At 62.3% G+C, this 21,932-nt stretch carries 17 protein-coding genes and 1 pseudogene; 16 read left to right on the forward strand and 2 right to left on the reverse strand.

The window, feature by feature from the left end:
• Positions 1-21 precede the first annotated feature (21 nt).
• The 16 genes from CAL28_RS22910 (at position 22) to CAL28_RS22985 (ending at position 19,528) form a co-directional block, all read left to right on the forward strand.
• Positions 22-1,737, forward strand: a complete 1,716-nt coding sequence (locus tag CAL28_RS22910; RefSeq protein WP_094843477.1) for a type II secretion system protein GspD — start codon at positions 22-24, stop codon at positions 1,735-1,737.
• Positions 1,738-1,739: 2 nt separating this feature from the next.
• Entirely contained in the window at positions 1,740-3,089 is a 1,350-nt protein-coding gene (locus tag CAL28_RS22915; RefSeq protein WP_094843478.1) for a hypothetical protein, read from the forward strand.
• Positions 3,073-3,612, forward strand: coding sequence for a hypothetical protein (locus tag CAL28_RS22920; RefSeq protein WP_094843479.1), 540 nt, complete (start codon positions 3,073-3,075; stop codon positions 3,610-3,612). The genes CAL28_RS22915 and CAL28_RS22920 overlap by 17 nt, the downstream gene beginning before the upstream one ends.
• Positions 3,609-5,402, forward strand: a complete 1,794-nt coding sequence (locus CAL28_RS22925; RefSeq protein ID WP_094843480.1) for an ATPase, T2SS/T4P/T4SS family — start codon at positions 3,609-3,611, stop codon at positions 5,400-5,402. The genes CAL28_RS22920 and CAL28_RS22925 overlap by 4 nt, the downstream gene beginning before the upstream one ends.
• On the forward strand, positions 5,399-6,499 hold the full coding sequence (locus CAL28_RS22930; protein WP_094843481.1) for a hypothetical protein: 1,101 nt from the start codon (positions 5,399-5,401) through the stop codon (positions 6,497-6,499). The genes CAL28_RS22925 and CAL28_RS22930 overlap by 4 nt, the downstream gene beginning before the upstream one ends.
• Positions 6,500-6,586: 87 nt before the next feature.
• Positions 6,587-7,213, forward strand: a complete 627-nt coding sequence (locus tag CAL28_RS22935; RefSeq protein WP_176464081.1) for a type 4 pilus major pilin — start codon at positions 6,587-6,589, stop codon at positions 7,211-7,213.
• A gap of 139 nt (positions 7,214-7,352) precedes the next feature.
• Positions 7,353-8,570, forward strand: coding sequence for a hypothetical protein (locus tag CAL28_RS22940; protein ID WP_094843483.1), 1,218 nt, complete (start codon positions 7,353-7,355; stop codon positions 8,568-8,570).
• Positions 8,571-8,637: 67 nt separating this feature from the next.
• On the forward strand, positions 8,638-9,474 hold the full coding sequence (locus tag CAL28_RS22945) for a hypothetical protein (protein WP_094843484.1): 837 nt from the start codon (positions 8,638-8,640) through the stop codon (positions 9,472-9,474).
• Between the two features lie 15 nt (positions 9,475-9,489).
• The gene (locus CAL28_RS22950; protein WP_254926205.1) at positions 9,490-10,101 is read left to right on the forward strand and encodes a TrbM/KikA/MpfK family conjugal transfer protein; all 612 of its coding nucleotides are present in this window, start codon (positions 9,490-9,492) and stop codon (positions 10,099-10,101) included.
• Positions 10,102-10,105: 4 nt separating this feature from the next.
• Positions 10,106-10,804: a lytic transglycosylase domain-containing protein gene (locus CAL28_RS22955; RefSeq protein WP_094843486.1), complete on the forward strand. Its 699-nt coding sequence runs from the start codon at positions 10,106-10,108 to the stop codon at positions 10,802-10,804.
• Positions 10,805-10,922: 118 nt separating this feature from the next.
• Positions 10,923-11,216, forward strand: coding sequence for a TrbC/VirB2 family protein (locus CAL28_RS22960; protein ID WP_094843487.1), 294 nt, complete (start codon positions 10,923-10,925; stop codon positions 11,214-11,216).
• Complete coding sequence (locus tag CAL28_RS22965; protein ID WP_094843488.1) at positions 11,213-11,605, forward strand: type IV secretion system protein VirB3; 393 nt, start codon at positions 11,213-11,215, stop codon at positions 11,603-11,605. Before CAL28_RS22960 ends, CAL28_RS22965 begins: the two co-directional genes overlap by 4 nt.
• Before the next feature lie 41 nt (positions 11,606-11,646).
• On the forward strand, positions 11,647-14,061 hold the full coding sequence (locus CAL28_RS22970; protein ID WP_094843489.1) for a VirB4 family type IV secretion/conjugal transfer ATPase: 2,415 nt from the start codon (positions 11,647-11,649) through the stop codon (positions 14,059-14,061).
• Between the two features lies 1 nt (position 14,062).
• Entirely contained in the window at positions 14,063-14,812 is a 750-nt protein-coding gene (locus CAL28_RS22975) for a type IV secretion system protein (RefSeq protein ID WP_094843490.1), read from the forward strand.
• Entirely contained in the window at positions 14,812-15,702 is an 891-nt protein-coding gene (locus tag CAL28_RS22980) for a type IV secretion system protein (protein WP_094843491.1), read from the forward strand. The genes CAL28_RS22975 and CAL28_RS22980 overlap by 1 nt, the downstream gene beginning before the upstream one ends.
• Positions 15,703-16,471: 769 nt before the next feature.
• Positions 16,472-19,528, forward strand: a complete 3,057-nt coding sequence (locus CAL28_RS22985) for a RelA/SpoT domain-containing protein (protein WP_094843492.1) — start codon at positions 16,472-16,474, stop codon at positions 19,526-19,528.
• Positions 19,529-20,019: 491 nt separating this feature from the next.
• Here the strand turns inward: CAL28_RS22985 and tnpC are convergent.
• Both tnpC and CAL28_RS29590 read right to left on the reverse strand, forming a co-directional pair.
• A pseudogene (tnpC, locus tag CAL28_RS22990) lies at positions 20,020-20,882 on the reverse strand (IS66 family transposase); the annotation flags it as partial.
• Positions 20,883-21,135: 253 nt separating this feature from the next.
• Positions 21,136-21,486, reverse strand: coding sequence for a hypothetical protein (locus CAL28_RS29590; RefSeq protein ID WP_141218235.1), 351 nt, complete (start codon positions 21,484-21,486; stop codon positions 21,136-21,138).
• Between the last annotated feature and the right edge of the window lie 446 nt (positions 21,487-21,932).

Consider the following 21,932-nt stretch of genomic DNA (forward strand, 5'->3'; position numbering starts at 1 on the left):
GCGGCCCACATAGGACACTTCATGACAGCCCTACGACTTGTCGCCGGCATCCTCGCGCTCACCGCGCTGGCAGGATGTTCGGCGCTCCGCTCCACCGAGGACATTACCCACTTCGCCGACACCCAAGGCGGCGAGGGTCGCCACTCCGTCGAGGATTTCAAGGATCAGGCGCAGGACACGGACCGGGCCAAGGGTCAGGTGGTTGGCCTGCCCTGGATCGCGGGGCGTCCACAACCCCTGGCGCGTGACGTCACGCTGCCGCCCGCGCTACGCGCGCACGTCAATACCACGCTCCTTTTCGAGGGCGGCGCGGTCGGTCTCACCACGCTGGCCGAACGGATCCAGGCCGCGACCGGCATTCTCACCCAGGTCGCGCCGGACGCACTGCTGCCGCGTGACGACTTCCTGCCGCGCCTGGGCGGTCAGCAGCCGCTGAGTTCCACCGTCTCGGCCGAGCCCACGTCGGCCGACGTGCTGGTGCCCGCTCTCGTGCCAACGCCCGCAAGCAGCCGCGTTTCCGGGCCGACGCTGCCGGCCGGCGCCGCGCGGGTCAAGATGGAACCGCTGCCGCCCGGCCAGGCCCCGCTCGCCTCGATCCTGGACGCGATCGCCTTGCGGCTGGGCATCTACTGGCGTTACGACGACAAGGTCGGCGCGATCCGCTTCTACCGGACCCAGACCCGCACGTTCTACGTTCGCGCCCTGGGGCTGACCTCTGAGTCCAGCCTGGAACTCGGACTCACGGGCTCGGGGTCGTCCAATAGCTCGAGCGGCCAGTTCGCGACCCAAAGCCGTTCCAAGTTCTCCGCCGACGGCAAGGAAAAGCCAATCGATGGCGTCCTGGCCAAGATCAGCCAGTTCCTGACCCGTTCCGGCGTCGTCAAGGCCGGCGATGGCGCGGCCAGCAGCATCGTCGTCACCGACACCAAGGATGCGCTGGACCACGTCGCCGCCTTCCTCGACCAGGAAAACCGCATCATGTCGCGACGCGTGCGGCTTGTTTTCGAGGAAATCACAGTACAGCGCGACCACGTCTCCCAGGCCGGCATCGACTGGCACCTGATCTACAACAGCCTGGGCCGCGCCAATGCGGCAACCGCGACCGGCGTCGCCACCCAGTTGGACAGCTCCAAGGCTGCGGGCAGTGTCGGCGCCACGGTGGGCAGCGGCCCCTTTGCCGGCACTGGCCTGCTGATGAGCGCGCTCTCGCAGATCGGCACGGTCGTGCGGCACACGACCATCCCGATCCTGGCGCGCAATCGCCGGCCTGCCACGTACGCGACCAGCGAGACGTTCTCTTACGTCAAGGACCTGCAGCAGACGCAAAGCACGTCGGACACCTCGGCGCCGACCGTCACCGTGACGCAGGACGAGAAGACGGTCGGCACGTTCCTCACCGTTGTCCCCGATGCGCAGGACGACGGGCGGGTGTTGCTGACGATTTCCTATAACGACACGCGCTTGATCGGCGGCCTGCAGAAGCAGGAATTCGGGTCGCCCGATAACCCCTCGTTCATCCAGCAGACCGATATCGGCGGCCAGGGCGTGGTCCAGGAAGTCGAACTTCAGCCCGGGCAACCGGTGGTGATCGGCGGGTACGCGCAGTCGGCCGGCAATTCGACCCGGCGGCGCCTGGATGACCGGGCGCCCATCGCCCTGGGTGGCTCGGACTCGATCGAGAAGAAGGATCTGCTCACGGTGCTGGCCGTCAGTGCCATACCGGAAGAAGGATTCTGACCGTGGCGCAGCGACAGAACTACCGGATCGTCCCGATACCTGGCACCCCGAATGCGCTCGTACTCGGCATGACCTGGCAGACGGTCCTGGGCCAGGATCTGACGGTTGCCGCGATGCGCGCAGCACGACAGGCCAGGGCCACGCATTTCACCCAGAGCGGTCCTCGCAGCCCCGCGGTCGGCCTGCTGGTAGCCAGCGGCCGCGAGCGCCGCGCCAAGGCGCGGTCCCGGCTGTATTCGGCGGCGGCCGCCTTCGCGCAGCTCCAGCGGCACGGCACGCAGATCGCCTATGCGCCCCTGGCCTCGGGCGAAGTCTGGATCGCGGTTGTCGTCGACGGCGTGGTCCAGGCGGGCGGCGACATGCTGCTCGACGATGCGCAGTCGGCCCGTGAGAAGCTCGACAGCCTGATCGAGCGGTATGGCGACGTGGTCGTGCACGGCACGGACACCGACGGGACGCAGTCGTTTTCGCTGAGCCAACTGTCGACGCAAACCAATCAGCAGTCATCATTGCGCCGTGCCGCTTTTCGGCTTTCGATGGTGCCCCCACTCTGGTGGGCGGTGCTCGGCTTGCTCCTGACGTATCTCGCGTGGGACGCGGGATCGTCGTGGTGGCAAGCGCGCCAGGCGCGCGCGCGGGACAGGCTGCAGGCCCTGCAGAACGCGGTGGATGCCAAGGCGGTTTGGCATCAGGCGCTCGCCAACTGGTCGCACACCGTGCGTATCGATGGCGAACCCGGATTGGACCAGATCCTGCAACGCATCGCGCAGGTCCCGCTCAACCCTGGCCGCTGGATGCTGGTCGAAGTGGACTGCCGTCCCGATGCAGGCGCCTGCTCGACCGTCTACCGGCGAACGCGGCTCGCGGACAGCAACACCCTGAAGGCAGCGCTGCCGATAGACTGGAAGTTCACCCTGCACGACCTCGATACGGCGATCGTCCAGTGGAAGCTCCCGGCGAGCCCGGAAAAACAGCCGACGACCCTGGACCTAGGTGCGCTTCCGAGCGAACGCGATCTGGAAAAGACCTGGGTACCGAGTTGGCAGGCCCTGCGCCCGGCCCTGCAGGACTTCTCGCTGACGGCCCCAACGGTCGTCGGCGTGCGCCCCCCGAACATCAAACTGCCCAACGGCCTGGAGCAACCCGTCGAGCGGCCGGCCTCGATCGCGCTTCCCGCGATGCGCAGCCTGGTCATCAATGCGCCGCTGCGGTCCCTGTACGGCCTGGCCTTGCCGCCCACCACGGCCCTGGTCCAGGTGCAGGTCCGGCACCAGCCCGATGCACAGCCGCGGCTCACCACCAGCGAGCTCGCGGTCACCCTGAAAGGAACCCTCTATGTCCAAGCCCGATAGGCTGCGGGGTGCGGGTCGCAGTGCATTGCTGCGCCCCGCCGCGCTCGTTCTGCCGCTCCTCGTTCTGCCGCTCCTGTGCGCCGGCTACGCGCATGCGTCGAATCTGGACGTGCCGCCGGCGCCGCCGGCCGCGCCCGAAAGCCGCCTCGTCCGAGAGTTGCTGGAGGTCGACGCACAGCGTGCACTGGATGCCGAGCGGCGAATACGCCAGGACGCCCTCCGGACAGCCAATATCCCCGCGCATGGAGCGCCGCCATCCACGACGCCGGTCAAGAAGGCATCCCCGCCCGCGCCCAAGGAGGCGCCGATCCCTCGTTTGATGGGCATCGCCGGCGTGGGCGCCCATCTCTCGGCCATCGTGGAAAGCAACGGCCGTGAGGTGATCTACCGCAGCGGGACCGCGGCGCCGGTCGCTGGCCGTGATCCCGGACTGCGGCTGTTGCGCATCGCCTCGCCGTGTGCCTATTTCCTGGACGCGCATGACCGCTCCCTGGCGATCTGCGTGAATGGAGTGAACAAGTGAAATCCTTCCTACGAAAATACTTCCCGACCGTCTTCGATCGGGGCCAGGGCGATCACACCAGCACGTTCCTGGCCGAGAGCGCTGCCCGCACCGCCGACCAGGACGAGGAGCGACCCGTGGACGAGCCGGCCGGCGATCTGGGCTCCATGGCCGACATCGCGGGCATCACCCCTCGGTTTCGCACCCTGAAGGTGGACTGGTCCGGCCCCGATGCGGCAGTCACCGCCTGCGTCGCCGAGCTCGAGGAACAGCACTATGCCGTTCTCGCCAAACGCGGTCACCTGGACACCGACATCTTCCGCGCCGTCCTGGCCCGCGCTCAGCAGGCAAACAAGGCGGGCCATCCCATTGCCGTTTACACCGTCGACCCGGTCGTGCTGCTTACCCTGGTGCGCGAGCGCATGGACGGCAAGGATCTGGTTGCGTACAACAGCACATCCGGCGGCCGCTCGGCGGTGCGCACGGGCTTTCACGACCTGGTCGCCTGGGCGGTACGCCACCAGGCGGGCGACCTACACCTGCACATCGACAGCAACAGCGCGATTTCCAAGGTGAGCGCCACCATCGACGGCCAGTATGTGACGCCGCCGAACCTGTCCATGCCGACCAAGCGCATGATCGAGATGGTGAGCGTCGCCTGGCAGGACGTGCATGGCGGCAATGGCGTGGTATTCGATGTTGCGCAGGAGCAGCAAGGCAGGCTCTACGAGGTCGTGGACGACCATAGCTACATGCTCCGGTGGGGCTCGTTCGTAGCCGACACGGGGCCCTCGATCACGCTGCGCATCCTGGACCTGTCGGCGAAGGTCGAGTCCGTCGACCTGCGGCGCCTGGGTTATCTGCCGAGCCACATCGAGCAGCTCGAGCGCGCCATGCAGAGCAAGGGAGGTGGCGTCGTCATGGGCGGCGTGCCCGGCTCGGGCAAGACCACCACGCTCGGGCAACTCATTTGCGGGCTACCCGAGACCCGCAAGATCATGTCCATTGAGGATCCCGTTGAACTCCGGATCCCCAACGCGCTGCAGGCGAGTATCTCCCGGAGCCTGGACGGATCGGACAACGCCGCGTTCCAGGCCAAGCTCATGGCGCTGAAACGATCCTCGGCAAGCGACGTGCTCCTGGGGGAAATCCGCGACAAGCTGAGCGGCCTGGCGTTCCAGGACATCATCCAGTCGGGCAGCAACGGCTACACCACCGTACACGTGGGCAGTGTCATGTCGATTCCGCACCGTCTCGCTTCGGTACAGATCGGCATCCCCTGGGATGTGCTGGGCTCGCCCGGGATGCTGAAGCTCCTGTGCTATCAGACCCTGATCCCCGTCCTGTGCACGTGCGCGCTGCCGTCGGCCGCGCTCCTGGAGGGTGCGCCCGACAGCATCGGTATCCCGCGCAGCGGCGAATGGTGGAAGGCCTATCTGGATCGCATCGAGCGGTTGTACGGCATCGGCCAGGACCGGATCCGGATCCGCAACCCGCAGGGCTGCGAACATTGCCGGCGCAAGGGGTTGCCAGAACTCTTCGGCTACGCCGGCCGAACCGTGGCGGCCGAGATCTTCGAGCCCGGCATGGACATGGAAGCGCTCCTGGCCATCAAGGCGGGCAATGAACTGAGACTGCACGAGATCTACCGGGCGGCCCGCACGACGCCCTTCGACGATCCGGACATGACCGGCAAGAACGCCATGGAATGCGCGGTCTACAAGATGAGCCTGGGCATGATCGATCCCCGGGACATCGAGCCGCATTTCGTGACGTTCTCGTCCCTGGACGGCAAGGACCGCAGCGAATGAAAATCCCCTTCCCACTCACCAAGGAAGGCATCGCGGCCCGGCGCTTCGCCGCGCGGCGCGCCGACTGGTACGAGTACCTCGCCGACATGATCGAGGACAGTGAGGGAAAGCGCACAGTGAAGGACATCTTCGCGGCCGATGCGGCACGCTATGGTGTACGGACGGCCCGGGGCATCCTGTCGGCGTACTGGGCGCACCGGATCGACGAAAGCGGCAATCTTGGCCTGACCTTCGCCGGCACGCTCCCGCGCCGCGAGGTCAATGAGATCGCGGGCATGCAGGAAAAAGGTCATGCAATATTCGCCGAAGGCCTGCGCGACCTGGCCAAGCTGGTCCTGCTCACCGAAAAACTGCGCTCGATCCTGAAATCGACCCTGCTTGTCGCCCTGCTCGCCACCGTGCTTCTCTGGCTTGTGGTCATGGTGGTGGTTCCGTACTACACCGCACCGGAACTGCTCGCGGCTTTTCCGGCGATCCCGACCAGTCTCTACGGTCCGTTCAGCCGGCTCTTCTTCGGCTGCGCGGCCTGGATCGCGGCCAACTCGGTCACGGTCTGGTTCACGACGATTGCCATGACCGTCCTCTTCGCCCTGTCCTTTCCGCACTTCGACGGCCGGGTGCGCCGCTGGCTCGACCGCTGGGGGCCATACCGGCTCTACCGGGACATCCAGGCGATCGCGGTCGTCAGCACCGCCGCCACGGCAGTCAAGCGCAGATCCGGCGTGGCCGTACCCCTTCGGGATGCGCTGCAGTCCCAACGCGCCGGCGCGACACGCTGGCTCGGCCATCGCCTGCAGGACATGCTGCTGCGGCTGGAGGATTCACGTTCCGGCGCCACGGTTTTCGATGTCGGCCTGATCGACCAGGAAATCTACTGGTACCTGGAAGATCTCACGCGCGCCATTGGCCTGGACGCGGCCCTGCAGAAGACGCGAGCTCGGTTGGAAACCACCATGCTCAAGCGAGTCGAATCGCGGGCCGTCGCCCTGCGCTGGATCCTGCTGCTCGGCTCGGTCTTCGCCCTCTTCGGCATCATGGCCCTGCACTACGCCGTGATCTTCGACCTGCGCAACGCCACCATGCTCAGCGCCTTCTAGGCGCGAGCCCGGGTTGCTGCCTTCCCTCGGACCCCGCTGCGGCGGGGTCTTTTCATCGACATGCATTCACAGGATGGGAGCCCTTACATGAGGCCCACGCAGTCCAAGAATCTCCACGGGCGAACCCTCGCCCGCCCCTCGAAGTACCATCAACTCGGCTTTCTGTCCCTGGGCGAAGTCGCGCTCGTCCTGGTCATCATCATCATCGCGGCTGTCATCGGCCTTCCAGCCATCAAAGGCATGCTGATCGAAATGCGCGTGCCGGCCGTGGCCGACGAGCTGCAGCGCTTCATGTCCCGCACCCGGGTGCTCGGCGAAGGCGATTCCGTCACGCCCTACGCCGCCGTCAGCAACGAGCAGAACCTGGTTCCCGCGCTTCGGGATTCGTCGGTCTTCAAGGTTACCGACACCACGGTCGCCCACCGCCTGGGCGGCAGCGGCGTGGGCACCGACGGGACGATCACCCTGGCGCCGGCGGCCCTGGGCGGCGGCGCGATGGGCAGCGCCTTTTCGCTCACGCTCACCAACGTGAACATCAAGGCCTGCCCCGTCCTGGCCTCCACGCTGAACGCCGTATCGGAAACAATGAGCGTGAACGGCACCACCGTGAAAGAACTCGGGGACAACAACGCGTCCGGCACCTACAACCCGGTCACCGCGCAGAATCTCTGCACCAACGGGGATTCCAATACCTTCGTCTTCGCCACGCGGTAAGCCGGGCGTCTTGCCCATCAAGGTCCCCGCCTGCCGGGGAGCCAAAGGAATGCCGGCACTCATGCCCTCCCCTTATATGCCGTCCCCTTATCCTCCTCCGCGTGGGCGCAGACCTGCAGGCCAGCGCGGGTTCGCGCTCATGACCGTCGTCATCGCCATCCTGCTGACCACGCTGGCGTCTATCATTGCCGCGGGTCAGATCAAGCGACGCCTGGATGATGCCGCGGCCGATAACACCGGCCGCTACCTTATGCAGATCCGGGGCGCCGTCGTGGACCTGCAAGTCAAGTACGAGGCGTGGCTGAACAATGTCGACACGAGCGGTGCGCCGGCCGGAACCTATCCCACGCCGCCCGACCTCGGCTGGGTGGGCGTGGCCGGCGCGCAGGTCGCGCGTGGCGGCGTGGCGGATCTCGTGAAGCTGGATCTGCTGCCCGACAGCGTCCAGCGCTACCCCGTGCTGGGCGACCTGGTGCGGTTTGTCCTGGTACGTCAGGGGACTTGCCCGGGCGACACGTGCGAGACGAGCGCCTACGTCTATACCTGCCAGCCAGTCAGTGACCAGCGCAGCCTGCGCCAGAATGAAACCTGCACGGCGCCGGCCGGCAGGCGAAGCAAATTCTCGCCGAGTCTGCTCGGCCAGGTGCTGCTCGCCTCGGCAGGATACGGCGGCTACGACGTGCCGGGCGGCACCAGCGTCAAGGGGCCGCTCTTGAACGTACCGAAGACCTGGTTCGACTTCGGCACCGAGCCCGGCCACGCGGTGCTTGCCGCAGGCCTGGACGCCACGCCTTTTAACCAGTTCGTGCGTCACGGAGACACGCGGCCGGTGGCGCTGCACAACACCCTGACCGTGGACGGGACGATCCAGAGCAACCAGGGGCTGCTGCTGAACACCGCCGTGGTGCCTGGCGCGGCATGCGAACCCGAAGGCCTGTATGCATCGACGGCCGACAAGCTGCTCGCGGTCTGCGTGAACAAGACCTGGTTCTCGGCCACGGACCACACCGTCACAGGAGTCTTTGCGAACCTGCCGAACAATGCCGCGGTCACGCCGCTCGTCTGTCCGCCAGGACTGACAGCCTGGCGCTACGTCTCGCTGCAGGCCGCGGACGTGAAGGTTACGGGCGCCGACGTGAATGTCGCCGGCACGGTCGGCGGCACCATCCAGGGCTCCGGCTTCGTCAATGCCGCGGGTTCCGTGTCGGTCAGCGGATCATTCGCGGGCAGCTTCCAGAATGCCGGCTCCAGCTTCGTGCACGTCGCCCAAAGTGTCGCCGTGACGGCCGACCGCGTGGTCATCACGCCCGGTGACCTGAACGCCCGCGCCGCCGTCATCCAGGGCTGCAAGAGCTAGCGGTCGCAATCCCCCCCTCCCCTGCGTGCTGCCTCCCGGCGCACACCTCCCCGTTTGGAGAACCATCATGAAGCTCAACGCCTTGCGGCGCTGCGGCACGCTGCTGCTCGCCTTGGCCATGCTCCTTACATCAATCCCAACGTATGCGGCCGATGCACCCACGGGCAACCAGGCCGACGTGCAACTGAAGACCGACCTCACGCACATGGCGATCCAGGTCAACCAGGGCGCCCCGCTTCCCCCCGGGGGCTGCGTTTCCGGCTATTCCTGGCACACCGTCTACGGCGGATGTCGGCGCGCCGTCGTCCAGTCGGAGGCCGGATCCTGCCCCGCGGGCTACATCGGCAGCACCACGCGATACCGCACAGCCTACGTCCTGCAGGCCAACGCCAATGACGTGGCGTACGACGCCTGGGGCGCCTGGCAAAGCAGTTGCTCCCGGCCGCGTGCCGCCGGCGTCGTGGACACGGTCATCGCCAGCGTGCGCGGCAGAGAGAATGGCGACCGGGGCACCGCCTCCAATCTCACGGGCAATATCCTCCAACAGATGCAGGTAACACAGGGGACCCTGTTTGGCGTGACGCTATATCGCCCGACTGCCACCCTGAACTGCGTCTATGCGTCCGGCACCACGGAAGGTGGCGGGGACGGCGGCGGCAACCAGATCTGGATGGGACAGCTTCTGTCGCCCGGCGCCTCGATCGACAAAGGAACGCCGGGCCATTGCCTGCTCGGCAACAACGGCCAGACGGCCGAAATCTCCGGCAACTGCGACAGCTCCACGGGGGGCGATAACGACTTCTGCGTGCCAGGCACCCACGTCGTTCGCATTACCTCCGTGACCGACTGCACGGTCGTCGCGGAAACGGACGGTCGTGCCAACAGCTATGACATCTGCCAGTAAACCAGGAATCCGGCCATGCGAGCCTTTCTGCAACACCTTATGGCATTCTTCATTCTCACCGTCGTGCCGGGTCTATATCCCGCTCTGGCGCAGACGCCCAACATGGACGTCGATCTCCTGACCGGCGATACCCGTCTGGCTTGCGAGGCGCTGCTCTGCCTTTCCAGCGGCAAACGGCCCGACGAGTGTGATCCAGCGCTGTCCCGCTACTTCGGAATCAACAAGAAGAAGCTTTCCGACACTTTGGACGCGCGCCGGGATTTTCTGAAGCAATGTCCGGCATCGAACGACTCGAAGGAAATGAGCGACCTGGTCCAGGCAATCTCGAACGGCGCGGGCCGCTGTGATGCCAAGTACCTGAACTCCACTCTCGCTGTCAGTACCGGTCACGGCGGCGACTATGGGTCCGGGCCGACGTACATTTCTGATCAAATGCCGAGCTACTGCCGGCTTTATGTCGGCAACGCCTACACCGATCTCGGCGATACGCTGCCGCGCTACGTCGGCACGCCCGAGGACGGCGGCTACTGGGTAGAAGCCAAGGACTACGACAGCGAACTTGCCAAGTACGAGCAGGCGCTGGCCGACCGACAAGCGCAGCAAGAAAGCTCGTCCGGCGGGAATTGACGTGATGGACTTCCCCACGCTCGCCCGCGCCTGCGCGCCGGCCGTCCACATCTCGACGTTGAGCGCCGTGGTCCGGCACGAATCCGGGTTCGATCCGCTGGTGATCGGCGTGAACGCCTCGCCGCATCGGAGCATCCGACCGAAATCCCGTCAGGAAGCGGTCAACATGGTCCGGGACCTGATGCGCCAGGGCGTCAACTTCGACGTCGGTTACGGACAGATCAACGTGCGCAACTGGAAGTGGCTGGGCGTCACCCCCGAATCCATCTTCGACCCGTGCACGAATCTGGCCGCTGCTCAGCGGGTTCTCGTCGATTGCTACCAGCGCGCCGCCAAACAGTACGGCCCTGGCCAGCGGGCGCTGTACGCGGCTTTCAGCTGCTACAACACGGGCAACCTGACCGATGGGTTCTCCAACGGTTATGTCAGCCAGGTTATTGCCGGCGCGGGACTCCCCGTGCCGCCCATCGCCAGGGTGCCCGTCCCTATGCCAGTTCCTGCTCCCGCCGCCGAGACCGACGCCAAAGACGACGAGACGGCGCCGGCCGCGCAGCCCGGGGCATTCGCCTCGCCGCGCGCCGACGCCTTCGAAGCGCCTCGGCAGGATGCTTTCGGGAAACCTGCGTCGCGCGTTTTTGGCAGGCCTGTCCCCGCGGGGCGGTCGCAGGCCCCAGATTCTGCCGGGCAAGTGTTTAGCCGCTAAACACCACACGCGGATCCGCTTCTGCACACCCGCCGGCGATAGCCGGCTCCGCACCACGTTCCTCTCATCCCGCCGCCGATCCACCATCAGGCGGCTTTCCGTCATGGAGTCCTTTCTCATGCGTTCCTCCACCCTCCTGCTTGTTCTGACCGCCGCCCTCGCCGTCGCGGCGCTACTCGGCGCCCCCTCTCCTGCAATGGCCCAGGGCCTGGAGAAAGCGACCAGCGACGCGCAGAACATCAACGACTGGCTCTGGATCATCATCCCCGTCATCTGCCTGTCCGCCGGCGGAATCGTCGGCCTGCTCTATTCGATGGACATCATCCGCAAAGACACCATGTACCAGTGGGTGGGCGGCGTGATCTTCGCGGGCGCCGTCGCCGGCGGCATCATCAAGGTGGTGTTCGGATGAAACGTCCGGCAAGCCAGAATCGCCAGGAGCCGCAGCCGCTCGTCGCCGCGTCCTCTGTCCCGGCCAACCATTACCCGCTTTTCAAGGGTGCGACCCGGGTCGCCACCATCAAGGGCGGGGTGCCGACACGCGCCTTCGTCGGCCTGGTCATGCTGGTCGTCATCGTGGCCATGTTCACCCTCTACGGCTGGCTGCTGTTCCCCATCCTCTACCCCGTCATGGCGGTCATCAGCCGGCAGGACGATCGCGCCTTCTGGACCTGGGAACTGTGGCTCAAGACCAAGGCCCTGGCACCGAACAGGCGGTATTGGGGCGCGGTTTCCTACTCACCTCTTGCCTATAGCCCGCGACGCCCCTGGGCGCGGTGGGCGTCCCAAAGGTACCGATGAAGCCAACTACCTCCCCCCCGCCACCCAGGCATGAACGCGACATGGGTAAGCTCGTACCGTATTCGCGCCATGTCACGCCGACGATCATCGTTACTGCGAATTGGGAGTACCTGTCCGTATGGCGAATTGGCGGACGGACCTTCGAAGGCTACCCGGACGACGAGCTGTGTACCTGGCTCGATGAACTGAACAACATCATCAAAGGCTTTCCGGCCGGATTCGGCATGTGGACGCATCTGGTACGCCGGCGCGTGCAGGAGTACCCGGAAAGCGCCTATCCCGACGCGTTCTCCGAATCGCACGATGCCGCATATCGGCGCACCTTCGTCGGCAAGCCGCCAATGGTCAACGATCTGTACCTGACGGTGATCGTTCGCGCGAACGTCGACCCTGCGCTGCGTATGCTCTCGCGTTTTGAGAAACGCACGGCCAGGGACGTACACGCCTGGCAGTCGCAGGCCATCGAACAGTTGGACGACGTCAATCGGAAACTCGCAAGCGCTCTGCGTCGCTACGGTCCCGATTTGCTTTCCATTGTCGAGCGTGACACGACGGACCCAGACCAGCCGACAGACGCCACACGCTACACGGGCCGCTTCTCCGAGCCAGCGGAATTCTTTGGCTTTCTCCTCAACGGCAAGACCGAGCCGGTCCCCGCCCTAGAGGCAAAGCTATCCCGCTATCTGCCGGCCGCACGTCCGTTCTTCGCCTCCCCGGGCGACCAGGCGGAAGTACGGGGTACGAACTGGTCACGGCGCTTCTGCATGGTCGAGATCCGCGAGTACTGCAACGCCACGAAGCCGGGGCATCTGAACCGGCTGATGAAGCTGCCCTTCGAGTTCGTGCTCACCCAGTCCTTCGGGACCTTGTCACTTTCCGACGGCCTGGCCGCCTTGACCCGGCAGATCAAATGGTTGGAGGATTCCAAGGATTATTCTGAATCCCAAATCGCGGATCTGAAGAAGGCGCGCGATCAACTGCGCGCAGGCGCCTTCGTAATGGGAGATCATCACGCCACGCTGGCCGTATATGGAGAGGACGGTGAAGAGACACTGCGCAACGCCGCCGACGTAATCAGCACGCTCGCCGACCGCGAAATCATCGGGCGCCTGGTGGATCGGGCGCTCATCGCGGCGTTCTACGCGCAGTTGCCCGCGAATTGGCGGTGGCGCCCCAGGCCGGCCACGATCACCTCGCAGAACTTCCTGTCGTTCTCATCGCTGCACAATTATTTGTTCGGTAAGCCCAGCGGCAACCCCTGGGGGCCTGCTGTCACAATGCTCAAGACCGCCGGCGGCACGCCCTATTACCTGAACTTCCACGCATCGCTCGCCGACGCGGATGAAACGGGTAAACGGCGCCTGGGCAATACGTCCGTCATCGGACAATCGGGCACGGGTAAGACGGTCCTCCTGGGTCATCTGCTCACCCAGGCACGCAAGTTCGGCTACACGGGCGCCGTGTTCGACAAGGATCGCGGGCTGCAGGTCGCCATCATGGCGATGGGGGGCAAGTACTTTCCGCTGCAGCTGGGGCAGCCGACCGGCTGGAACTACCTGCAGTTGACGCCCACGCCCAGGAACGTCGCCTTCATGCGCAAGCTCACCGTGCAGCTCGCAGCCGAGGGGGAACAGGCCGCGACCCTCACCGAGCAACGGGAAATCGCCGGCGCCGTGCAAAAGCTTGTGGACTTCATTGACCTCAAGGATCGGCGTCTGACCACGCTGTTGCAGTTCCTGCCCGCCGCGCCCAGCAGTGACGGCAAGCTCAGTCTGCGGGACAAGCTGGAACGATGGTGCCAGGGACATGAGAACGGCTGGGTCTTCGATAACGCGCGCGACGAGCTGGACCTGTCCGATGCAGACCTGTTCGGCTTTGACCTGACGGAGTTCCTGGAGCAAGGCGCGATTCGGGATGCCGCGCTCACGTACCTGCTGTACCGGACTCGGCAGATGATTGACGGCCGGCGCTTCGTCTATTGCTTCGACGAGGTCCAGCATCCGCTGAAAGTGCCGTTCTTCCAGGAAATGATGCAGAACGAGAGCCGCACGATTCGCAAGGACAACGGCGTATTCATCTTCGCCACGCAGGAGCCCGACGCGATCCTCGCCAATCCGGTGGGACGGTCGCTCATCCAGCAATCGGCGACCGCGCTGTACCTGGCCAACCCAAAGGGTACGGCCGAGGAATACATCGACGGGTTCAAGCTCACCACGGCCGAATTCAAGATGGTGTGCGAACTGGGCGAGTTCTCGCGGCAATTCGTCGTCAAGCAAGGCGAATCGACCGTCACCGCGGAACTGGATCTGAGCCTCTGCCCGGAGGCGCTGCTGGTCTTCTCCGGATCGACCGACATGGCGGCCCTGGCCGAAGCCGCTGTGGCCGAGCGTGGTTCCGACCCAGGCCAATGGCTACCCCTATATCTTCAACGCGCCAAAGAGGCGGGGAGAACGTGAAATGCAAGCCACCCTGATCTACCAACGCAAGCGCCTCACGGCCTGGCGCGCGCGCTGCGCCCAAGCCATGATGGTGATTTTCCTGGCCAATGCCGCCTTGCCCGTCCATGCCACCGGGATTCCGACGGTCGACGCCGCCAACCTTGCCCAGAACATGGTGAATCACCTGGAGGACATCGCGAAGTACACCGAGCAGATCGCGGTCCTCAAGGACCAACTCGAAAACGCCCAGAAGCGCTTTGCTGCGATCACCGGCACCCGTAATCTCGGAGAGATCCTAAACGACCCGTCCATCCGCAATGCGCTTCCCAGCGACGTTCAGTCTATCCTCCGCAGCGGTGACAGCAGTCTCGGGTCCCTGGAATACTCGACCAAGCGCATCACGAGCGAGGAGCAACTCACCGGAAACTATACCGTCGACAGCAAGGCGATCGCGCAGCGCGCCGAGAATCTGGCGGTGCGTACCAAGGCGCTGCTGGAATCGGCACAATCCGGCACGACTGCTCGCCTGCAGCAACTCGATGACCTGCAGGGGCAGATCAACCTGGCCACCGATCCGAAGGCGATCTCGGATCTGCAGGCTCGGCTGCTTGTGGCCCAGGCCAACATCCAGGCCGACCAGATGCGCGCGGACCAGTTGAACCGACAGCTGCAGGCGGAGAAAGCACTGATGGAGCAGCAGGAGCAGAAACTCGCCGCGCAGTCCTTCAGTATCGACGCGATCCGTGCGCCGCTGCCTGGAGCGCAGTAATGGCAATCGGCGCGGTTCAACTCACAAGCCTGGGCAGTATCGCGCGCTGGATGGATGCTTCGGTGACGTCCATGCTGGAACAGGTGGTCACCCCCATGGTCAGCTCCGTAACGGCCGCGCTATTGCCCTTCGTAACGGTCTGCTTATCTATCAGCTTAGTCTGGTATGGATGGTTGATCGCAACCGGGGCCATTCCCATCCCTGCGATGACGGCGCTTCGGAAAGTCGTCGAAATTGCGGTCATCGTGTCGATTGCCGGAGCGGGTGGGCTGTATCAGACGCGGATCGTCAGCACCATGCTGGACCTGCCCTCGGCGATGACCAGTGTTTTCACCAGCGAACCGTCTACGCCATCGCAATTACTGGACGACGCGGCGAACAACGGCGCTGAAATCAGCACAAAGATAAATGATCGTGCTCCTTCATTCTTTAGCGATGCGGCAAAAGCCTTTGCTTTCGTTCTTGTTTCGGTCGTCATTACCGTAATTTCGGCACTCCTAAGCGCCGTCGGGATAATCGTGCTGGTCTCAGTCAAGGCCGGGATGGGTCTACTCGTAGTGGTTGGCCCTCTCTGCATTCTGGCGCTGCTCTTCGACTTCACGAAAGAGTTCTTCAAAAAATGGCTGAGCCAAGCGCTTTACTTCGCGCTCTATTCAGCCCTATTCATGGTGATATTTAGCCTCATCATGAGCATGTTCGCGATGCTGCAACAAGGTCTCCTGGCAACGACTGACACAGCGGAGATAAACATATTCTCCATGCTCACTGCGATAACAATATTCATCGCTGGCGCAGCATTCATGCTTTCCCAGGTGTCCGTCATCACTCGGCAACTCACGGGAGGCGCCGGTACGGGAGTACCTATACCTTTTGTTGGACGAATCGGATAACATACCCAGGCTAGCAGTGCGCGAACCATCGATACAGGCATCGGACTTCAGGTAGAACTCTCATGGCTTCCTTCCCCACGCCGAATAAATCCGGATCGCAGAATCAGTCCGTTGAGCACTATTTATCTTCTACAGCGTTTTCCTCCACGAGTCCGCGAACGCCCATATCCACGTTCCAATGGTTGAGTCTCGCGCGGGCAACCTGGATGTGGGTGTTGCGTCCGCTGTGGTATCTATGTGTTGTCTTCCCTTCGAAGCTCTTGGGCTTCGGATTGAAGATGGGTGCGCGGTCCGAAACGGAAGAACGTGGACTATTGGACGAACATTTCCGCAAACAGCGATGAGAACAGACCTCGCTTGATTCCATCAGCGCGGTTCGTTCCATCCGCATAGCTGCCTTTCAGTGCAAAGCAGATTGCCCCCCGATGGTTTCTGTTGCGATAAATTGTCGGCGGCCTAAGTCGCCAAGTTTCATTTAGCTTCCGCCCCGGGATAAATATCATGTGCCGATCGTCCTTTTTCGGCCCCGCCTGGGGCGAGGCGTATAGCGAGATGCCCGGACGGGCTTGTTGCCGAGCTGGTCTTCCCAAGAAGGAATTTCAGCATGCGCCGCCAGAATTGACCTTACCCGTTAGTCGGCGCGCCCGTAAAAGACGAGCCTGAGAGGCAGCTGCTTTCGACCATAAGCCGATCTATCCATGTGTGGCGGTACCCTTGGACAGGGCGCTGCCCGGGCGCGTGACGACATAGATGCTTGAATCGAAATCATATGAACATCGACGAATACGCAGGCAAGTATTTCGCCCTCTATGAATCTTTCGCCGAGACGGTGCAATTTATAGTGAAGAAGGCCCTGCTCGTCGCTGAAACTGTCCCACATCCTCAGTCGATACAGTATCGCGCCAAGTCGATCGAAAGCCTACGTAACCGGTTGGCTGATGACGGGAAGCTAGAGTCGCAAACGCTTGAGCAGGACCGACGGGACCTAGCGGGTGTGCGCATTATTTTGTACACCAATAATGATGTTGAAAACTTCCTGAACTCGAGGCTGATCCCCGAGAACTTCGAAATCGATGAAGGCGCGACGAAGATTCATCACCCAGTCCCAGAAAACGAGAATGCGCGCTATCGGGGTATCCACTACACCGTGCGCCTACGCGAAGACCGAATTTGCTTACCCGAATATGCCCGGTTCTCCGGGCTACGTTGCGAAGTACAAGTGCAGACGATCCTAAATCACGCTTGGTCGGAAACCTCGCATGACATCGTCTACAAGAACAAGTTGAGCGACGGCTATGGCAAACGGGCTATGGAGGGCATCACGCGCCGTTTCGAACGGATCATGGACGAGTATCTGATCCCGGCAGGATACGAGATCCAGAAGGCGCAACAGGAGTACGAACGCCTTCTGCGCGGAAAGCAGTTGTTCGACAATGACGTAGTGACCCTGCTGGACAATGCGCAGAACAACAACCAGCGCTACGAAGTCCTGTCCAGCCTGCAGAATCATGCGATCCCTTACTACGACGATCTTCCCGCCGCATACGACCGGCTCAAAGCGCCTTTGCTGAGGGCGGTTCTGACCTCGCGGGAGACCGAACAAGTGCAGGTCGAAACGGCGTTCGGTAGCATGGAGGGATTTAATACCGAAGCGATAACGAAGCTGGTGGTGGAGATCATTGAGGAGTTACGCTACGCAGATGCGGTCACCACGCTGCAATTACTGATTGATATCTATCGCGACGAGCCAAACGAACGGGTCAGAGAGCGGATCGTGAACGTCTCCAAGCACCTGGCGGGGTATAACATCGACGTCTACCAGCAGGTCGGTCTAGTGCTGCAGATGGCGCTGGTGGATCGCTTGAACGGCATGGATGCTGCGGAGGTGGACCGCATTCGCCCCATCGCACTCGCAGTCTGGTCAGAGGCTCTGCAACTGACAATCAATGGACATACGTGGAAAGGCGATTCCGTGATCTTTCGTTCTGGAGCTGTACCAGCGTCAGATCAGCTGATGGAAGTGCGGGACAAGGCGATCGTAGCGCTGTTCGCCGCGTACGATCGGTCGACCGATGACTCACAGCGGCTCAGGGTACTGTCTGCGCTCGATAATGCCACCCGCGTCCCAAGCCAGGTCGCGAGCCCGGACGAACTTCTGACGGCGACACTCAGGGACGCCACTCGCATCATCGAATTCATGACCGAGCGGGCGCCGCAGACCAGCTACGAGCTGCTGCGGCATCTAGAACATCAATACCTCTATGACTACTACCGGGTCAGTGGTCTCGCCGACAGCGAACGCGGCAAGGCCGTGCATCAGGCAGAAGCAGCGGCGCTCGTCAGGGTAGTTTTCCGGTTCCGCGACGCGGTCAATGCGGACAAGTTGTTCGTCCGATACAAGGTATTGGTTGGGCACGAATCCGTCTTGTCGGCCCACTGGACCGACCGAAACCTCGACTACAAGGAATCGGACGCATATCGACGGCAAGAGGTGGATCGTTACGTCAGCGCAATCGATACGGAGAGCGAGAAAGATTGGTTCGAGTTGGCGACGCGCTGCGCACAGGCAAGGTCGAGCGATCTCGCCATGTTTGCAGTTTTCGGAGATTTCATTGTTTTGCTATCCAAGCGCAAGCCGGAGGTTGCCGAGAGGTTCCTTGCCAAGGCGTGCGACGATCTACATGGGTTCCTAGCCGCGTTCCTGATCGGATTGGCGGCAAGCAGTCGGCAGGACATCTATGAGCGGGTGCTTTCCGACGAACTTGATTCGGCGAGGAACCTGGCGGCTGTCGTTCATCACTTGCGCTACTCCGAGGCCAGACTGCCACTTGTCGCGCGACGACTATTGGATCGCGCGATGCAAACCGATAATGCGGTAGCCGTTGCGAAACTTCTGTCGTTCGCGATGGAAGCGTATGGAACCGAGAAGCTGGACGATGCAGACGCTGTCACTCACGATGCATTGGTGTATCTGACCGAACGTAAGGATGTAAGCTGGGTGTCGGACGTTTGGTTCGCGGCCGGGCTCGATGCAACGTTCTATCAGAAGGCGTCACCGGAGCGGCTCGGACAGATATTGAAGAACTTGGCGTACCTTCCCAAGGTGGATCGTCGCGTGGAACGTATCCTGCGTCCTTTGGCTGAGCGGTATCCAGAGGCCATGTGGGACTATTTCGGCGATCGGCTCGCGCGTGCAGAACTGGTGGCCGATGAAAATGAAGACAAATTCGAAGCGGTGCCATACCGGCTGCACGACCTGCAGAAGGCATTGTCCAAGGACGCGAAGCTTGCCGTGGCCAAAGGAATGGCATGGTTTACGCGCGATGCCACGTTGTTCCAGTACCGGGGCGGGCGCCTGTTAGGCGCGGTCTTCCCGCGTGACACAGATGCGTTCATGGCCGTACTCGCCGAATTGGTAAAGGAGGGCGGAGAAACCGAGGCCGATTTTGCACTCGCTATTCTCAGAAACTACCATGGTGAGGCGTTCACCCATGTGGTCTTGACGGAGATCGTTTCCCGTTTCTCCGAGGACGACAGAAGACGGGATGGTATCCGATCCTGCATTGAAAGCACGGGGGTCATCCACGGGGAACTAGGGATCGCAAATGCCTGGCGGGCTAGGAAAGAATCCCTTTCGAAATGGCTGGAAGATCCGCGACAGGAAGTCAGTGCGTTCGCTAAGCGTGAAATGACCAATCTCGATTTGATGATCGCCGCAGAAGAACGTCGTGCGGAAGAGGTAGCCAGAATGCGGAAAATGGACTACGAAAACACTGATGATGAAGATGAGGGTAAACCACCCCCTGGGAGAGATGTCGAGCATTGACCGATGCCAAGCGCGCTCCGGCGTTGTTTGAATGTTATTGACGACTGCAGCATCCGGATCAATACCCCCTTTCTTCGACATGCCGAAGCCGAGCTGCATTGGACGTCTAACGAAGATTGGCAGGACGCCAATCAGAATGAAAAACCCAATAGATCAGAATGTACGGTGAATTCAAGGTCATCTCCTCCGCTCATTTGTGACCTCCCGAGCCTCGTATCTACGGATGACTGGTTCTGGCAGCCAGCTGGCTGTCAGGGAAGTGCGACAGCACGGATTCTGGTTGGGCACGACAAGCACGATCAGCGCTGGCTGACGAAAGTCCGTGGGCGTGAGTACGGCCTACGCGAATTGGCCTTTGCGCGACTCGCGCAAAGGCTTGGGTGGTCATGTCAGTCGTCTATCTTCGTTAGATTACCGCCGCATTGTCCAATTCTAACGACGAACAATAAGCGCTCAGTGAACAACGTCCTGGCGTGCATGGCCTGCCGGTGTTAGGCAGGCGTTTCCGCGGCGGGCAAGTTCCAGGGCAACAGCTTCTCGTAGTCGTTGGCGGTGTGCGCGTACGGCAGCGCTTTGAGCATGGCGCGGAGATACTGGTAAGGATCGATGCCGTTGGCCTTTGTGGTTTCCACGAGCGAGTACAGGTTAGCCGAGGCGTGGGCGCCGGCCACGGTGTCGCAGAACAGCCAGCCGCGTCGGCCAACAACGAACGGGCGGATCGCGTTTTCGCAAGGATTGTTCGAGATCGGCCAGGAGCCGTTATCAACGTAGCGGATGAGCTTTGGCCACTGCCCGTGCAGGTAGTGCAAGGCCTTGCCGAACAGGCTCTGCGGCAACACGCTGTGCAGGTGCTGCGTCAGCAGCGACTCGATCTCGGCCAGGACTGGCCGACTTTGCGCGGCGCGCAGCCGCTGGCGCTGCTCGGACGTCATGTCCTTGGCCTGTTGCTCGACGGCAAACAGCTTGCCGATCCTGTCGATGCACGCGGCCGCGGGATGGTCCTGGCGCTGCGCCTTGGGCAATGCCTCCTGAGCCTCGATAAGGTATCGTCGTGCGTGTGCCCAGCAGCCGAGATGCACAAGGCCATAACGCTCGGCAACGGCGTCATACGGCGCATAGCCGTCGGTCATCAGGGCCGCATCGCGTCGGCTGCCCGCGTACAGCGTCGCAGCCTGTGCGGTGTTGCGCGTCGGGCTGTAAGTGAACAGGCGTATGGGTGGCCGACGCCGTTCATCTGCGCCCACAGGAAGCTTTTGCTCTGCGCCGCTCGCCCCGGTTCCTTGAGCACCTGCACGGTCGTTTCATCGCCGTAGAGAACGTCGGCGTCCAGCAGATGGTCTCGTAGCAGGTTTAACGGCCATCGCGATCTCCGAACATCAGTTGCGCATACCTCCCAGTCCGTGCTGAGTTGAAGCCCCTACGCGGATTTCTGGCCTATCGTAAGCCTTTGACAGGCATCGCTTGCTTGGCGTACCGCTCTCGAACCCAAATGCATCTTGACCACCAGAACAGTCATGGTAGCGCCCGCGGCAGCAATAAATTCTAGGAAAAAACTTTTGCCTCATGGGGCTGGCGTCGCAGGCTCCGCGGACACACGATTCCGCGTTCTATGTACATATCTCTACCCATTCATGTGCCCACTCCTTTACGGTTTTCCCGGAGCGACTTTTCTCAACCGGAAAATAACGAATCTGATATTTAACACCGTTGTGCACAACATTTGTTTTTGACTTCGCATTAGGATAAAGCCGGTCTAACTCGCTAGTGAGTTTCTCCGCATCACTCATGTCGATCAGACCAAGGCTTTTCAGTTGCGCGCTGATTTCCCTTACTGCACGTCTCGCGTCACGTCTCTGCGCCTCGTACTTGTCGGGATTGTTGCTGCTGTCGTTGGCATACGCGTCGTCCCATCGTTTGAGCTCCGCTTTGGCGGCAGCAAGATCATCTAACGAATACATATGAATTCCTCTACAACTGGCACCTTGGGTTGTTGAGCTTAACAGTCGGGCGCGACAGACGACGCCTTGTCTGGCGCTAAATATTAGCTCGCAGCAGTGCCCGCTATCTTGTCCGGCGAACTGAATAGTGATCACTCGATGGGATGCAATGGCCGCCATTTGTGAAAATCACCCTTTTTCTAGCTGGCATCGCGATATCCAAAATTCAAAGGTGCAATGCTATCCAAATTGAAGGCATTTCCTCCACGCTCTTGATTTATAGAAAGCCCTCGCTTTAGCCGTGCTGACCATCGATAGATGATCTCGCCCATGGATCGTCCACCGCAGCACTGAATGACTCGCCGCCCTGGCACGACGAGTTTCGTTTCCCCTCCCTCCTAGCACGGCACCCGCCGCGTTTCCCCTCCTTCGTCCATAGCGCCCATTCAGCCGGCGCTGTCTGTCTT

The organism is Bordetella genomosp. 11 (genome assembly GCF_002261215.1).
Taxonomy (GTDB): domain Bacteria; phylum Pseudomonadota; class Gammaproteobacteria; order Burkholderiales; family Burkholderiaceae_B; genus Bordetella_C.

What these genes read in the sequence shown, in the direction of transcription:
- CAL28_RS22910 (WP_094843477.1), top strand. Translation starts at nt 22, where the DNA reads ATGACAGCCCTACGACTTGTCGCCGGCATCCTCGCGCTCACCGCGCTG.
- CAL28_RS22920 (WP_094843479.1), top strand. Translation starts at nt 3,073, where the DNA reads ATGTCCAAGCCCGATAGGCTGCGGGGTGCGGGTCGCAGTGCATTGCTG.
- CAL28_RS22930 (WP_094843481.1), top strand. Translation starts at nt 5,399, where the DNA reads ATGAAAATCCCCTTCCCACTCACCAAGGAAGGCATCGCGGCCCGGCGC.
- CAL28_RS22935 (WP_176464081.1), top strand. Translation starts at nt 6,587, where the DNA reads ATGAGGCCCACGCAGTCCAAGAATCTCCACGGGCGAACCCTCGCCCGC.
- CAL28_RS22940 (WP_094843483.1), top strand. Translation starts at nt 7,353, where the DNA reads ATGACCGTCGTCATCGCCATCCTGCTGACCACGCTGGCGTCTATCATT.
- CAL28_RS22945 (WP_094843484.1), top strand. Translation starts at nt 8,638, where the DNA reads ATGAAGCTCAACGCCTTGCGGCGCTGCGGCACGCTGCTGCTCGCCTTG.
- CAL28_RS22950 (WP_254926205.1), top strand. Translation starts at nt 9,490, where the DNA reads ATGCGAGCCTTTCTGCAACACCTTATGGCATTCTTCATTCTCACCGTC.
- CAL28_RS22955 (WP_094843486.1), top strand. Translation starts at nt 10,106, where the DNA reads ATGGACTTCCCCACGCTCGCCCGCGCCTGCGCGCCGGCCGTCCACATC.
- CAL28_RS22960 (WP_094843487.1), top strand. Translation starts at nt 10,923, where the DNA reads ATGCGTTCCTCCACCCTCCTGCTTGTTCTGACCGCCGCCCTCGCCGTC.
- CAL28_RS22965 (WP_094843488.1), top strand. Translation starts at nt 11,213, where the DNA reads ATGAAACGTCCGGCAAGCCAGAATCGCCAGGAGCCGCAGCCGCTCGTC.
- CAL28_RS22970 (WP_094843489.1), top strand. Translation starts at nt 11,647, where the DNA reads ATGGGTAAGCTCGTACCGTATTCGCGCCATGTCACGCCGACGATCATC.
- CAL28_RS22975 (WP_094843490.1), top strand. Translation starts at nt 14,063, where the DNA reads ATGCAAGCCACCCTGATCTACCAACGCAAGCGCCTCACGGCCTGGCGC.
- CAL28_RS22980 (WP_094843491.1), top strand. Translation starts at nt 14,812, where the DNA reads ATGGCAATCGGCGCGGTTCAACTCACAAGCCTGGGCAGTATCGCGCGC.
- CAL28_RS22985 (WP_094843492.1), top strand. Translation starts at nt 16,472, where the DNA reads ATGAACATCGACGAATACGCAGGCAAGTATTTCGCCCTCTATGAATCT.
- CAL28_RS29590 (WP_141218235.1), bottom strand. Translation starts at nt 21,486, where the DNA reads ATGTATTCGTTAGATGATCTTGCTGCCGCCAAAGCGGAGCTCAAACGA.